This window comes from Pseudomonas sp. FDAARGOS_380 (genome assembly GCF_002591235.1).
Taxonomy (GTDB): domain Bacteria; phylum Pseudomonadota; class Gammaproteobacteria; order Pseudomonadales; family Pseudomonadaceae; genus Aquipseudomonas; species Aquipseudomonas salmasensis.
In genome coordinates this window covers 5490733-5505343 of sequence record NZ_CP023969.1, presented here as the reverse complement: position 1 = coordinate 5505343, position 14611 = coordinate 5490733, and the positions used below count along the sequence as shown (strand labels likewise).

General features: G+C 59.9%; 9 protein-coding genes. 1 reads left to right on the top strand and 8 read right to left on the bottom strand.

Annotated features, from left to right (window positions below; all coding sequences use genetic code 11):
* From CRN80_RS25615 to CRN80_RS25590, 6 genes are all read right to left on the bottom strand, one after another.
* Positions 1-879 carry a VRR-NUC domain protein gene (locus CRN80_RS25615; protein ID WP_098951810.1) on the bottom strand — a complete coding sequence of 293 codons (879 nt, stop codon included), beginning with the start codon at positions 877-879 and terminating at the stop codon, positions 1-3.
* A complete protein-coding gene (locus CRN80_RS25610) occupies positions 879-3245 on the bottom strand; it encodes a type VI secretion system Vgr family protein (RefSeq protein WP_098951809.1) in 2367 nt (788 codons plus the stop codon). Before CRN80_RS25610 ends, CRN80_RS25615 begins: the two co-directional genes overlap by 1 nt.
* A gap of 36 nt (positions 3246-3281) precedes the next feature.
* The gene (gene icmH, locus CRN80_RS25605) at positions 3282-3971 is read right to left on the bottom strand and encodes a type IVB secretion system protein IcmH/DotU (protein ID WP_032892195.1); all 690 of its coding nucleotides are present in this window, start codon (positions 3969-3971) and stop codon (positions 3282-3284) included.
* Between the two features lie 319 nt (positions 3972-4290).
* Complete coding sequence (locus CRN80_RS25600; RefSeq protein ID WP_098951807.1) at positions 4291-5514, bottom strand: NADH:flavin oxidoreductase/NADH oxidase family protein; 1224 nt, start codon at positions 5512-5514, stop codon at positions 4291-4293.
* A 205-nt stretch (positions 5515-5719) separates the two neighbouring features.
* Positions 5720-6214: a DUF934 domain-containing protein gene (locus tag CRN80_RS25595; RefSeq protein ID WP_044273390.1), complete on the bottom strand. Its 495-nt coding sequence runs from the start codon at positions 6212-6214 to the stop codon at positions 5720-5722.
* Positions 6198-7856: a nitrite/sulfite reductase gene (locus CRN80_RS25590; RefSeq protein ID WP_003190712.1), complete on the bottom strand. Its 1659-nt coding sequence runs from the start codon at positions 7854-7856 to the stop codon at positions 6198-6200. The genes CRN80_RS25595 and CRN80_RS25590 overlap by 17 nt, the downstream gene beginning before the upstream one ends.
* Before the next feature lie 426 nt (positions 7857-8282).
* Here CRN80_RS25590 and CRN80_RS25585 point away from each other — a divergent pair, with 426 nt between their 5' ends.
* On the top strand, positions 8283-9350 hold the full coding sequence (locus CRN80_RS25585; RefSeq protein WP_098951806.1) for an ABC transporter substrate-binding protein: 1068 nt from the start codon (positions 8283-8285) through the stop codon (positions 9348-9350).
* On the opposite strand, the gene CRN80_RS25580 is transcribed toward CRN80_RS25585, so the two are convergent.
* Both CRN80_RS25580 and CRN80_RS25575 read right to left on the bottom strand, forming a co-directional pair.
* Positions 9347-9565: a DUF2970 domain-containing protein gene (locus tag CRN80_RS25580; RefSeq protein ID WP_032892193.1), complete on the bottom strand. Its 219-nt coding sequence runs from the start codon at positions 9563-9565 to the stop codon at positions 9347-9349. The two genes, CRN80_RS25585 and CRN80_RS25580, sit on opposite strands and share 4 nt — an antisense overlap.
* 68 nt (positions 9566-9633) lie before the next feature.
* On the bottom strand, positions 9634-14460 hold the full coding sequence (locus CRN80_RS25575) for a dermonecrotic toxin domain-containing protein (RefSeq protein WP_098951805.1): 4827 nt from the start codon (positions 14458-14460) through the stop codon (positions 9634-9636).
* Positions 14461-14611: the final 151 nt, after the last annotated feature.

Genomic DNA, 14611 nt, shown 5'->3' with positions numbered 1-14611 from the left:
TTACCTCCTATTTTTGTTGCCTATTGGTTTTGAATTTCTCTTTTCATCCGATTCGAACCCAGTGCAATCCTCCGGCACCCTTAAAAGCGCAACCTTCTCCTTGCCAACCTTGTTCGGATTGATGCCTGTTTGCGGAGTCATGAGCAGCACGTAATGATCGAGTTGTTCTTCTCTCACCCAATCCCCCGGAAACTTGATCTCCACCGCCGCAAACACATTCTCGGTTTCAAACGGCTCTTGCCGGTACTCAACCACCACCAGATCGGGCGCCAGCAAACCCTTCGGCCGTGGCCAAAAAGGCTGCACGGCACTGCCGAACCGTTTGGGCCGCGTAACCGGCTCCCCCAACAAGGCCTTCTTGCTGTTGCCGTTGTAGTTGGGTTCGGCCTTGAGCGGGCTGCGCCACTCCAGTGCCTCGTCCACGGCTTCAAAAAACAACGAGGCGGTAAATTGCTTGAGGGCGATCTCGATGGTGGTCTGTACCGTATCGCCGGCAATTTTCTTGCGGATGCGGCGCGGTACCTTGATGGGCATCTGCAGCGCAACGGTGCAGACTTGGCTGATCGCCGGGCGAAAGGGCACCTTGCGTTCGATGTATTCCTTGAACGTGATGTTCTCCTGGCCTCGCCGAGAAACCGTGCTATTACCGCCGCGATCCACCACGGCAAAGGTAGAACTCTTGACCTCGATTTCGCGGGTCATTGCTTCAATGGTGGCGCGAAGGGTGTCCTTGATCTGCTTCCTGCGTTCGGCAATTTCCACAGCAAGTTGGGCCAGTTCGGCGGCGGTTTGGGCGTTCTCAAAAGCCTGATTTGCCCGATAGGCGCGATAGGCTCCGTCGATGATTCGCGCGACGGCAGGGGCTATAGGACCTGGCATCAGTCGAGGTCTCCACTGTGTTGATCCAGAAAGTCGTCGGGGAAAATCGCCTTGGCCTCAACGGGGGGGCCTTGATCATCAAGGGCCATCAGGTAGGGGGCCCAGGTTTCGGTGATTTGTTGATCGTCGCGCATGATTGCCTTATGGGCCTGCACGGGTTTGGCTGCCGGCGTCACCGTCCACTCAGTGCCGCCCAAAGGGCAGGTGCGGCCTTCGGCAAGCAGCGCCGTGCCATCGGTGATGCGATACCGATAGCCTGCGAAGGCACGTTGATCGTTCTTGAGCAACGTGTAGCGCCCCAGGAACGGTCCTGGCGGTACGGCAGGCAGTTGTGGAGTGCCGAGTGGGTTACCCGTTCCGATCGGATCTGTGGTCACAGGGCCTTTGATTCTGATGGCCAGTCCATCGAGCGTGATGCCATTGCCATCAATCGTGATGCTGCCGCCGGGCGCTCGCAGAATAAGGCGCTCGTTCGATGCAACATCGAATACTCGGGTTTTTTGCTCAATGCGCTGTCCTGTGTAGAGGCGGTAATGGTTGCGTACTGATTGTTCAGCATTGCCACCGATCTGCACCTGGTGATCAGCGGCGATCCTGTCATGTCGATTGTTGGCAATTTCTTCGACGCGGTCTCCACCGATGTCGATGTGGTGGTTGCGCCCTACTGTGTGTATTCGATCACGGCCCACTTGCAGATGCTGGTCTTGAGCGACAGCAATGTGTTCATCGTTGCCCACTCGTTCGCTGCGGTCATGACCGATTTCGATGTGCTCGTCATGCCCGACTTGTTCGCTTCGGTCGTTTCCTACGAAGGTAGTGTTGTTGTGCTTGATGTGGACGTTCTTGTCCTTTTCGGCATGGATGAACACCTCCTGATGGCCCAACTCATCCTCAAAGCGCAGCTCGTTGAAACCTGAACCCTTATGGGTTTGGCTCTTGATGGTCATCCGCGTCTTGTGCTTGGGCAACTGGTACGGCGGCAGATTGGTCTCGCGGTAGGTACGGCCCGTGGCGATGGGCTGGTCAGGATCGCCATCCAAATAGCCAATAATCAGTTCCTGACCGATTCGCGGCACGGCCATGGCGCCCCAGGTCGCACCGGCCCAACCCTGCGCCACACGAATCCAGCACGAGCTCTGATCGTTGTTTTTGTCCGCACGATCCCACGGGAATTGCACTTTCACCCGGCCCCATTCATCGCAATAGATCTCCTCGCCTGGAGGGCCGACCACCGTGGCAATCTGCGGGCCGTCGATGCAGGGTTTGTCGCGCAGCGGGGCTTTCCAGTCGGAGGTCCAGCGGATGGCGCTGGCGGTCATTTCATAAGAGGTGCCGTGGCCGCTGCCGAACGCCTCTTCCTGCAAGCTGGTGTGCTGTTTGCCTTCGTGGGTGATGGCGATGGTGCGCCAGCGGTCGTTGAAGTCTTCGCGGGGATGCTCGTTGAGGTCGAACGCCAGCCCCGGTTGCAGGCGCGCGTCGTCACCGGCCAGGTGCGCCAGTTTGGCGTCATTGCGCAGGGCGGTCAGCCGAGTCTTGGTGAAGGGTTTGCCGGCGATGTCGCGTTTGTAGCGGCCGGGGTAGTCGTAGCGTTCGTAGTCCTTGTGCTGGTTTTTCAGGTCCTGGTCGCCAGTGGCGGTGTGCTGTTGGTCGTAGCGCGGGTGGGTGAAGGTGTAGTCGCGTTGTACCTGGCGGGCGGTGCGTACTTGTTCGGTGTAGTGAAAACGGGTCAAGGCCGGTTCCGTGGCATCGCCGCCGGCCATGGGTTGGTAGATCACGGGGCAATGTTTGTGCGTGCCGATGGTACCCAGCCCGCCGACGCGGTCGGTGAGGACGAGGGTGTGGCCGTCGTCGCGGTGGTCGAAGGTGTAGAGCAGGCCCTCTTCGGCCGCGAGGCGGGCGATGAAGTCGAGGTCGGTTTCGCCGGCCTGTACGCAGTATTCGCGGGGTTGGTGCTCGAAGCAGATTTCGCGGCGCAGGTCGGTCAGTTTTTGCTCGGCCAACACGTTGGTGATGATGTCGGGCACGGTCTGGCCCTGGAAGATGCGCCAGTTGGAGCGCAGGTCGAAACGCGCCAGGGTCGGTTCGATGACGGCGGTGTAGCGGGTGCGACGAAAGCCGGTGTCGCCCTGGGTGAACAGGCTGACCAGGCCGTGCACATAGCGCACTGGGGTTTCGCCGTGCCAGATGGTGAACAGCCCCGTCAGGTCGAGCACGTTATTGAAGTCGATGGCCGCGTTGTGGCTGGCCAGTTCCAATTGCAGTTTGAAGGGCTGGGACAGGCCTTCTTCAAGCCTGAATGAAACCACATCGAAGGCATCGCCTTTCAAGGGCTCGAACGTGAAACGCAGGTCGCTTTGACGGGGCATGGCGTCCTTCCTGATCGGCTATTGATGAGTTGGGCGCTATAGCGCGAGGATCTTGTTCAGTGATACCAGCACTTCCTGAGTGAGAGCGTTCAGGCGCAGGGAATAGAACGTGTAGGCGACTATCAGCACCACGGCGGCCATGGCCCACGGCGTCCACAACGGCCAGACCCGTTTGATCCGATAGTTGCGCGGCGCGATGTTGGTCAGCGGGTCGGTCAGGCGCTTGGGTGTTTCGCCGCGCAGCGGGCGCAACAGGCCGTGCAACTGGTCGATGATTTTCTGGATTTCATCATCGCCTTTGGGATGGGCGCCGTATTTGCCTTTAAGGCCTGAGATCAGGCACTGGTACATGAACTCCAACACATGCTGGTACCTGGCTGCTTCGGGAATCATGTTGTTCATCACGATGAAGAATCGCTCCCCGCCCCAGGTTTCCTGGTGAAAGGCGTTTAGCAGCGAGTCTTGGCTCCATTCTGATGACCTCCCCCATGGCGTGCCCATCACCACCTCATCCACCAACAAGCAAAGGCTGTAGGAGTAAGCCTTGAGCATGCCGGCGTCGTAGTCGAGTTGGCTGACTTCCTCCATGATTGCAGTGATGTGGTTACGTACGGCTTGGTACAGCGCAGGTACATCATCATGCTGGGTCACACGGCGTATACGAATGACCAGGCCGATCAGCGGCGTGGCGGCATCGCACAGCGGGTTCCAGGCCACGCCGCGCATGTCGAATTCGGGATCCGATAACTGCGAGAGGACGTCAACCAAGGCCGGAGTCTCCGGCCTGGTTACTTGTGTGGGGGGAGTAAGAGGCTGTGGGGCTTGGGGATTTTGTGTGTATGACATTGGGCAAACCCTGTTCTAAAAGTACTGCTATTAGAAACTTCGGGGTTATGCGATGTCATGTCGGACGGGTTCGCTACGTTTCGTGGTTCTTGGATGTAAGAAATATCTCTTTTTCAATGCGCTTAATCGGATTTTCTTTGAATGAAACTATCCACGATGGCGCTCGGATAGTCAGGCAGCGCAAGATTTCGTTCGCAGCCTAAGACTTCATGCTTGCGCGATACTGCCGCGTACGCCGGGCTATAAACCACTGGTCACACACCAGTGCCAGCCAGGGCGCGACGTTGGGGTTGGGCAGGCGGCCGCGGCTCAGGCGGCGCATCTGGTTGCGCACCACGGCGAGGGTGGCGAGGGCGGCCAGGGGTTTGCGCTTCCATTCCATGGGCTTGAGTTGTGGGTTGAGGTCGCGACCTTCACGCCACTGCTTGATCAGCTGCGGCTCCAGGGTCAGGGCGGTGGCGATGCCGGCCATGGCGATGCCGCTGTCGAGTACCTGCTGGACCACCGGCAAGCGGCGAATACCTCCGGTCACCATCAGTGGCATGGTGGCGATGCTCGCCATTTGTGTGGCGAAATCCAGAAAGTAGGCTTCACGGGCCAAGGTGCGGCCGTCCCGCGCCTCACCTTGCATGGCCGGCGCTTCGTAGCTGCCGCCGGACAATTCAAGCAAATCAATCGGCAGTGTATTGAGCATCTCCACCACCGCGCGCGCATCGGTTTCATCGAAGCCGCCACGCTGAAAGTCTGCCGAGTTGAGCTTTACCGACACACAAAATGAAGGGCTGACGCTGGCCCGTACGGCACGGATGACCTCCAGCAGCAGGCGGGCACGGTTTTCCAAGGAGCCGCCCCAACGGTCGGTGCGATGGTTGCTCAAGGGTGAGAGGAACTGGCTCAACAAATAGCCATGGGCGCCGTGGATCTGCACCCCGGTGAACCCGGCTTGCTCGGCCAGGCGGGCGCTGGTGGCGAAGCGCTTGATGACGTCCTGGATATCGTCTTCGGTCATGGCCTTGGGTGTGGCGAACATCTTGGAAAAACCGCCCATATCCAGCGCGATGGCGGACGGTGCCAACGCTTGCTGGCCCAGGTTGGCCATGGTCTGGCGGCCCGGGTGGCTGAGCTGTACCCAGAAGTGCACACCCTTGGCCCGGGCTACGTCGGCCCATTCACGAAAACTGGCCAGGTGTTGATCGTTTTCCAGCGCGACACCGCCAGGGCCGGTCATGGCGCGGCGGTCGATCATCACGTTACCGGTGAGCAGCAAGCCGGGCTCGCCGTCGGCCCAGGTCTTGTACAACTGCTTCAATGCTTGGGACGGCGCCTGATGCAGGTCCGCCATGTTCTCTTCCATCGCGGCCTTGGCGATGCGGTTGGCGATGACTTGGCCGTTAGGCAGTTGCAGCGGTTCGAACGGTGACATGGGTTAACTCCTGAGCAGGGGAGGCCTCAGGCTAAGCTTAAAGTTAACTTTAATGTCAAGGGGGAGTCGATCTCGCAGGATTGACGGGCGGAACTGTAGGAGCGAGCTTGCTCGCGAAGAACGCGAGGACAACGCGTTCATTCAGGATGTCAGCGTTATCGTTCAGGTTTTTCGCGAGCAAGCTCGCTCCTACAGGGACAGGGTGTCAGCGGCGGCGGAACAGTGGCAGCGGTTCATCGGTGGCCGCTTGATAGGTCACCGAGAAATCCTTGAGACTTTCCAGCGCTTCATACGGGTCTTTGTCCGCGCGCAAGGCGAAGGCATCGAACCCGCAGCGGCGCAGGTAGAACAGCTGGTCACGCAGCACATCGCCAATGGCACGCAGCTCACCCTTGTAACCATAACGGTCACGCAGCAGGCGGGCGTTGGAGTAGTTGCGCCCGTCGGTGAAGGCCGGGAAGTTCAGGGCGATGACCTGGAAGTGCTGCACGTCATCACCGATTTCTTCGGCTTCTTCATCGGCGTCCAACCACACACCCAAACCGCCGTCGCGGGCCTTGAGGGCGTGGCCGTGCTCGCGCCACAGGGCCAGCGGCACGATCAGGTCGTCGCAGTTGGAAATGCCGTCGAAGCTCGCGTCCTTGGGCAGCAAGTGCCAGGTTTCGTCGACGACTGCGTTGTTCTTAATGATTCGCTGCATAGACGCGCTCCTTGAACAGGTCGATGCCGATGCGCTGGTAGGTGTCGATGAAACGCTCATCTTCGGTACGCTGTTCGATGTATACGTCGATCAGCTTGCCGATCACCTCCGGCATGGCTTCCTGGGCGAAGGATGGGCCGAGGATCTTGCCCAGGCTCGCATCGCGGCTGGCGCTGCCACCCAGGGACACTTGGTAGAATTCTTCGCCTTTTTTGTCCACGCCCAGGATGCCGATGTGACCGACGTGGTGGTGACCACAGGCGTTCATGCATCCGGAGATGTTCAGGTCCAGCTCGCCGATGTCGAACAGGTAGTCCAGGTCGTCGAAACGGCGCTGGATCGACTCGGCAATCGGGATTGACTTGGCGTTGGCCAGCGAGCAGAAATCGCCGCCCGGGCAGCAGATGATGTCGGTCAAAAGGCCGATGTTCGGCGTAGCAAACCCGCCTTCGCGCAGTTCGCCCCACAGGGTGAACAGTTGGCTCTGCTCAACGTCCGCGAGGATGATGTTCTGCTCGTGGGAGGTGCGCAGTTGGCCGAAGCTGTAACGCTCGGCCAGGTCGGCGACCGCGTCCAGTTGCTTGTCGGTGATGTCGCCTGGCGCTACGCCGGTGGGCTTGAGCGACAGGGTTACTGCCACATAGCCCGGCTTCTTGTGCGCCAGGGTGTTGCGGGTGCGCCAGCGGGCGAAGCCTGGGTGTTGCTGGTCGAGTGCGGCCAGCTCGGCGTCCTGATTGCTCAGGGCCTTGTACTCAGGGTCGACGAAGTGCTTGGCGACGCGGTGTACTTCGGCTTCGGTCAGGGTGGTCTGGCCGCCGCGCAGGTGTTCCATTTCGGCATCGACTTTCTGGGCAAACACCTCAGGGGTCAGCGCCTTGACCAGGATCTTGATCCGGGCCTTGTACTTGTTGTCGCGACGGCCGTAACGGTTGTAGACCCGCAGGATGGCGTCGAGGTAGCTCAACAGGTCCTGCCACGGCAGGAACTCGTTGATGAACGCGCCGACCACCGGGGTACGGCCCAGGCCACCGCCGACCAATACGCGAAAGCCCAGCTCACCCGCGGCGTTGTACACCGGCTCCAGGCCGATGTCGTGCACTTCGATGGCCGCACGGTCCGAGGTCGAGCCATTGATGGCGATCTTGAACTTGCGCGGCAGGTAGGCGAATTCGGGGTGGAAGGTGGTCCACTGGCGCACGATCTCGCACCATGGCCGTGGGTCGATCAGCTCATCGGCGGCGACGCCGGCAAATTGGTCGGTGGTCACGTTGCGCAGGCAGTTACCGCTGGTCTGAATGGCGTGCATCTGCACAGTGGCCAGTTCAGCCAGGATATCCGGCACATCTTCAAGAGCCGGCCAGTTGAACTGCACGTTCTGGCGGGTGCTGATGTGGGCATAGCCCTTGTCGAAGTCGCGGGCAATCTTGGCCATCATGCGCGTCTGGCGCGACGTCAGTTGGCCATAGGGCACGGCCACCCGCAGCATCGGCGCAAAGCGCTGCACATAAAGGCCATTTTGCAGGCGCAGAGGGCGGAACTCTTCTTCGCTCAGTTCACCTGCTAAGTAGCGTCGGGTCTGATCACGGAACTGCTTGACGCGGTCCTCGATGATGCGCTGATCGTATTCGTCGTATACGTACATATAGGTCCTGTTCTCGGCAAATCTGCGCGCACGGCCGCGCACTCCCAACGGAGCCGGCGCACGATAACAGTTTGCGTATATGCGCAAAAGTGATGTTTGGGTATATGTAAATAACCAAACTGACTAATGAGAACCGTTATCGTCATACCCACATTTGTCATAGGGACAAGTGTGGTCTTTACTGTGATCGAGTCTGAGTGCAGTCACCTATAAAACCGACAAGAGGCGATGCGATGAGTAATTCCACCAAAGCCCGCAAACCCGACAGTACCGTGGACGCCTGGGCAATCTTGTTCCTGATTATCCTGGTGGTTGGAACCGCGGTGTTCTGGGTCAGCCACCAGTAAAAGCAGCACGTGGATTGAGCCTCGATTGAATATCTAATTGCCACTATCATGGCGATCAATATTCAAGGTTCAGGCAACCATGTTGAAGGTTCTGATGGCGTGTGTGTGGTTGCTGGGGTCGGCGTACGGGGCAATCGCCCAGGCTGCGTCGGTGGTGTTTCTCAACCCTGGCCTGTCTTCGGAAACCTTTTGGGTCAGTTACGCGCAATTCATGCAGGCCGGTGCCAAGGACCTCGGCCTGGATTTGCGCGTGCGCTATTCCGAGCGCGACAACCAAACCACCCTGGCCCATGCGCGGGAGGCACTGCTGGGCACTGAACGGCCCGATTACCTGGTGCTGGTCAATGAGCAGTACGTCGCCCCGCAGATCATGCGCATGGCCCAGGGCAGCGGAGTGAAGTTACTGATCGTCAGCAACGCGCTGACGCCCAACCAGGTGCAGCTACTGGACGCCTACAACAACACCGGCTTGATCGGCACGATGGTTGCCGACGACGAGCAGGCGGGCTACCTGATGCTCACCGACTTGTTGCGCCAGCACGGCCCGGTCGCTGCGGGCACCACACTTGACCTGCTGGCGTTTTCCGGCGCCAAGACCACGCCGGTCGCGCAGTTGCGCGTACAGGGCATGCAGCGTGCCCTGGCCGAGCACCCCGAAGTGCGCCTGCGCCAGTTGGTCTACGGTGAGTGGAGCCGCCAACGCGCATTCGAGCAGGCCACCCAACTGTTCAAGCGCTACCCGCAAACCGCACTGGTCTGGTCGGCCAACGACGAAATGGCGCTGGGTGCTATGCAGGCCTTGCAAGACAGTGGCCGCGTACCAGGCAAAGACGTGTTGTTCAGTGCCGCCAACAGCTCACCGCAGATCCTCGCAGCACGCCTTGATGGGCGCCTGAGTACCCTGGTGGCGGGGCATTTCACCCTGGGCGGTTGGGCCATGGTGTTGATTCATGATGAGGCCAAGGGGGTCGATATCGGCGCCCGTGGCGGTCGCAACCGCCAGCAAGCGTTGTTTCAGTTGATCGACGCCGCCCAGGCACGCCGGCTATCGGGCCCCCTGCCATCAGTGAATTTCCGCGCATTATCAGCGGTGGGCAAGCCTGCGTCCTATCGTTACCCGTTCAGCCTGCAACTGCTGTTGCGTTAAACCCCGGCCAAGTGCAGCACCAGCTTGACGATGCCAAACAGGGTCAAGGCAAACACCGCCGTGAACAGGATGCCCAGCAGCACAAAGTGGCTGGGCTTGCCGTGGGTGAAGTCACGCGCACGGTTCTTGCCGCTCTGCACGCCAAAGGCTGCGGCCATGACGCTGTGCAGCATTTGCCAGAAGGTCGGCGGTTTATTGTCGATTGGGTCGTCCATGCTTGCCTCGCGAGCCGGGTCATCCTACAGAGAATAGTTCAACCCTATCGGAACGTGCCTCGCACCGTTCACACTTCCAGGCCAAGGAACAGTTTCTGATCCAGCGGCGCCTCTACCAACGCTTTCTCCAGATTGATCACAGAGCGGTTATTGGCTCTGGCTTGCTCCATCAGTTCCTTGCGCGTGAATAGACGTTCCGCTGGGGTCTTCAAGTGCCCGAAATCAGGCTTTGAAACGGGCTGTTCGACGGAGGAGTAGTGAAAATGCGCGTACCACAGGTCCGCGTCTTCCTGCCTCATTCCGGCCTTGATTTTACGTTTGTCACGTATGGCATATTCGGTCAGGTAGTCACCGGCCTTCAATGGCACACGTTTTTTGACCAGGTTGATGTCGACAAAACCGTGGGTCCACAGATAGTCGATTTTGGCGGCTTTGGGGCGCTGTAACAGGTAGCCTTCTGCGCAGCGTTGACGAGCCTGTTCAGTGGCCGCTATTGCCTCGTCATCGTAACTTTTACGCAGGGCAATGGCGCTTTCGTCAGTCGCGTTTTTGAGCTCCTCGGCAAGCGCTTTGAATTTTGCCGCATGCTGACTCAGCATCACGTCCCAATCATAGGGGTTCACGACCTCCCGCTGCTCAGGGTCGCGCAGTTTTCGTTGCTGGTAGCGAATACGTTCATCAATACCTTGCCGCTCGTCTTTGATGGCTTGTGCGTGCGCCCTAATTCTTTTCAAGGATCGAACCACAGGCGCGGGCGTTTTAGTCGGCACGCTGGCGGGCTCGACGATTTTCCACACGCCTTCGCTGGCATGTTCGTGGTAAGAGGCAATGATTGTGTTGGTGAGCGGGTCCGTGATATCGACATAATTGCCCGGTTCATCGGGCTGTTGCGCACGCACGTCACCCACCAGGCTTTTCTTGTCTGCGGTTTTGATAACCCGTCGGGTTGCGGCTTTTTGGCGTTTGGCTTTGTCGAGCGCAGGTTGCGGGGCAATCTTTTCTTGCGCCAGGATCAAGTTGGCCAGTTGCGCCTCCAGGCTCGAACGTGCCTCGTTCAGATGTGCCAAGTACGAAACACGGTAACCCTCCCTTACAAAGCCGGAGCGCATGTCGTGCAACGAGGTGACCGCGTTCTCCAACTGCTCATAGCGCTCTAGGACGCCTTTGAGCACAGCGATTTGTTCCGCCGTCGAATAGCCTGCGGTAGTGCGCATCTCGGTATGTGCAAGCACGAGGCTGGCGATTTGGGCGTCAGTGAGTACACGGATGAAAGGAAACTCCATCACCCTCACAGGGCGATGGGTGCGATTGAACACCAGATCGGTGAACACCAGCATGACATGTTGCTTGATGGCCACTGAAGAGATGTGTTGATCGGAAGGATTATGCTCCAGCAACAGCCGGCGCTGCCCAGGATCAGCCTGCTTGAGAAGGGTTTCGATGTGTTCAGCCGGTTCAATCATTTGATTGAGCGCCGCTACTTGCTGCTTTTTAGTGTCAATGTATTCGTCGTAGGCATGGGTGATGTTTTCAGCAAGTTCACGATTGGCGCGCTCACCGAGTTCGCTGGCGTTTTCGCCGGTGTCGCTTGCCAGGGTGTCGGCCATTTTTTGCGCCAGGCATTCAAAGACCGAACTCCAGTAGCTATAGATGATTCTTGTGGCTTTATCTCGTGCGGGTTTGTGTGCGGGGTTGGTGCGATCGGTTTGCATCAGTTCATCGGCCTTGGCTTCGATTCGCTGCATCAAGGGGATCAATGCCCGGCCGTTTTGCTGGTAGTTATCGAGTGCCGTTTCCCATTGGGCCCTGGCGTGCGCCGTACTGACGCGCCTGGCCGCATGCCGTTGGGTTACCCTGAGGTGCAGTTGCGGGATGCCGGTTGAGGTGCCGAGCAGTAGCCAGTCATCCCTCAGGCGCTTTGCCTGGTCGACCAGATTGGCGCGGGCGGTATTCAAGGCCGATTCAAACCCGGTGGTAACGGTCACTGACGCGTTCATTTCCACGAGGAGCGCGGCGAATTCTTGCGTTAACGACTGTATTCGTTGCTCACGTGCAGACAGCCATTTATTGAGACTTTCTCTGGGCATCCCTCCCTTCAACCTGGCTCGTCGGTCCAGCCGCCAATGCCCCTGGCCATCGCTGGTCAACCTGAAGCCCGGACGCTGTGGGTGCTGCGGATGGACCAGGTAAACCTCGCCAAACCCCGGCACCACACTCACCTGAAACAACATCCCGCCGACGCTGGCGTGCCAGGCTCCGTCGATGCGGTAAAGCCCTTTCAACGCACCGCTTGGCTGCGCAGCGGGTAAGATCGCGGGCCAGGGCACATGCACCTCGACCAGCGCCTTGAGTAACGTTGCGCTGGCCATGGGGCTGGCGAGCGAACGACTGAAGTCCAGGGCGGTATGGCCGCTGGCCGGTGGCTCGCCGGGGAGTGCGACCGGGCCATGATGCACCACCGCGGTGCTCTGAACGCGTGGCAGGCCGACCGGGCGGCGCCAGGTTTGCAGATGCAGGGCGTGGTCTTGTGCGCCAGGTTCTGCCAACGGCCGCGCCGAGGGCGACGCAGCGTGCAACAGCACCATCGCGGTGTTGAGCAGTAGATCGATCAATGCCACCTCACGGGTGGTTGGGTCATCGCTGTCCAGGCCCGCCAGGTCCTGCGCCAGGCTACCGACCAGTACCATCAACCAACCCGCCAGCATCGCCGGCCCTCGCACCAGCGGCAGTAGCAGGCTATTGAACAGCAACCAGGCGCCTTCCATCACAAGGGCCCAGCGGCTTTCACTGTTGGACACTGACTCGCGGTCCGCCAAGTCCACCAGCGCTCGCGCCGTGCTGCCGAACAGGTGGTTGAGCAGTTGCCCGTTGACCTGCGATTGCAGCCATTCACCCGCGCCCTCATCGACCGCCAGGGTAGCGGGCTCGGGTTTTTCAAGCACGCTGAGCTCGTCGCCAGGCAGGAAGCGAATCAGGTGGGGTTCGCGGATACCGCCGTGATCGTAGATCGGACGCGCCTTGTCGCTCAGCCAGGTCAATACGCTGTCTTGCAAGGCGCCGGGGCTGGCGAGGGCATCCAGCAGCGCCTGGCGGGTCGGGTACTCATGCAGCGCATCGGCGTACAGCGGTTGGTACAGCAGGTGCGGGCCAATGTTGGCATCGCGCGGTTCGATGATAAACGCATTGCTGACTTCATCGGGTGAGGCCCCGGGCTTGCGGCACAGAGCCAGAGGGCGCAGGACGATCTCCTGGCCGTCAACGAAACGTTCCAACGGGCTTTCACCCATCAACGCCTTTACGTAGCGATAACCCGCGATGCTGACGCCGTGCTGTCGACGGATCTTGAGTTCGAGCGCCTGCATCGGCAACCTGACCTTCAGCGCGCGGGTAAACAGCGCTTCTCGCCGGCGCGCATCGGCGGTGTCGGACAACAGCGTGTCCTTGATGTTCTGCGGATAGGCCGTGCCGATATCCACGCGCTGGATCAATCCCGAGGCCCCCAGCACATAGTCCTCTGTCAGCCAGGACGGCAAGGCCTGGGCGCCCTTGGCCAGTAGTTCCAGCGTGCCGCTGGGCTTGCCGGCCAGGTTCTTTACCGCCAGCTCGGTCAGTGACAGGCGCACATGCTCGACAATACCGGCACCGCCTGGGTAGCCGGCACCGATCGTGAAGTCCAGCATCGCGTCGTCGGGGTCGTAGTCGCCATGATCAGCTTGCATCTGTTTGCGCAAGGCGGCGCGGCTGAAGCTATGCAAGTCTTCGATGCCCTGGTTGAAGGATTGCCCCTCGCTCTGTTGCAGCACCAGTGCCATGTCCTGCAGGTGGCGATGGTAGGCAAAACGGTCAGCGTTGTCGGCCTGGCTGAGCCAACCCGGCAATTGGGCGCTCAGCTGGTGAAGAAATGGAGCGGGGGGGACGGGCACGGGGGTAAAGAAAATCGCCGGGTCGGTGAGGGTTTCCAGGCGCCGGCCCAGGGTTATTTCGTCTTGCCCCTGGAGCGTCAGCGTTGCGAGGTCTTGCAGCTGCTGGTTGAGGATCAGGCCCGCTTGTTGGTCGAATACATTGCCGTTCGGTTCGTTGCGTCGCCAGGTCATGCTGTCGAACGTAAAGCGCGCTTGCATCCGCGTCGCCCAGGATTGGCTGAACGCATCGATGCAATCGAAGGTCTCGATGTGCCCGGCCAGGCTGTACAGCAGCACCTGCTTATCACGCACCAACAGCAGGTCGGGTGTCAGCAGAAGCGCTTCTTGGCCGGCGCGGTTGAAGGTGTTTTCGATGAAGTACACATAGGTGGCAGGTGTGGAGCGCGGCAGGCGCTCTGCCAACACCGGCCAGGCAGCGACGACCGCCAGCATGTCGCGCTGGGTTTCGTCCAGATGTGATGAGCGTGCGGCGGTGGCGGTCATCTGACCGTGGAGAAAGTCGCTCAGCCATTGCCAGCGACTGCGGCCATGGCTGTCGACGCTGCTCCAGTAGTCCGCCAGGTCGTGCTGCCAGTGCAGGTACAGCGACTCGGGCAGCTCATCGAGGAGGCGCGCGATGACCTGCATGTCGATGAGGGCCGGCGCCCGTGGCTTGAGTATCTTGGGGGGCTGCTGGGTCAGGTAGTACGGCAGCTCGCGCTGCGGATGCAGGTCCATCAACTGTGGTTTCAGCACATGCGCGATCGCAAACTCCATCAACGAGGGGTAGGTGTAGTGCCCCTCGGCATGGGGGGTGGCGAGCTTGACCGAGCGCAGATCCAGTTGCAGCGTTGGATAGTGCTCCAGAATCCCCCTGCGCAGGGCGTTGAATACCACCGAGTACAAGGCTGGACGCGATGCGAAACGGGTGTGGACCGCCTGGGCAGGCAGTTGCTCAAAAACGGTTGGAGGGGGCGGGGCGGGGTTGGGCATGACGAAATCCATTGTCTGTTTGAATTCGAGGGTGGTTGGCACCGTTCTGCGGGCCAGCCATAGCAAATCCAATTTCGTCACCGCACAGACGGTATAGGGATACCGCCGACGGCGCTTGAGCCGCCGGGCGCCATATATGCACCGCTTGGCG

Excerpts from the sequence above, each read along its gene's own strand:
- CRN80_RS25615 (WP_098951810.1), bottom strand. The coding sequence starts at position 879 with ATGCCAGGTCCTATAGCCCCTGCCGTCGCGCGAATCATCGACGGAGCC.
- icmH (WP_032892195.1), bottom strand. The coding sequence starts at position 3,971 with ATGCGCGGCGTGGCCTGGAACCCGCTGTGCGATGCCGCCACGCCGCTG.
- CRN80_RS25610 (WP_098951809.1), bottom strand. The coding sequence starts at position 3,245 with ATGCCCCGTCAAAGCGACCTGCGTTTCACGTTCGAGCCCTTGAAAGGC.
- CRN80_RS25580 (WP_032892193.1), bottom strand. The coding sequence starts at position 9,565 with ATGGACGACCCAATCGACAATAAACCGCCGACCTTCTGGCAAATGCTG.
- CRN80_RS25590 (WP_003190712.1), bottom strand. The coding sequence starts at position 7,856 with ATGTACGTATACGACGAATACGATCAGCGCATCATCGAGGACCGCGTC.
- CRN80_RS25600 (WP_098951807.1), bottom strand. The coding sequence starts at position 5,514 with ATGTCACCGTTCGAACCGCTGCAACTGCCTAACGGCCAAGTCATCGCC.
- CRN80_RS25585 (WP_098951806.1), top strand. The coding sequence starts at position 8,283 with ATGTTGAAGGTTCTGATGGCGTGTGTGTGGTTGCTGGGGTCGGCGTAC.
- CRN80_RS25595 (WP_044273390.1), bottom strand. The coding sequence starts at position 6,214 with ATGCAGCGAATCATTAAGAACAACGCAGTCGTCGACGAAACCTGGCAC.
- CRN80_RS25575 (WP_098951805.1), bottom strand. The coding sequence starts at position 14,460 with ATGCCCAACCCCGCCCCGCCCCCTCCAACCGTTTTTGAGCAACTGCCT.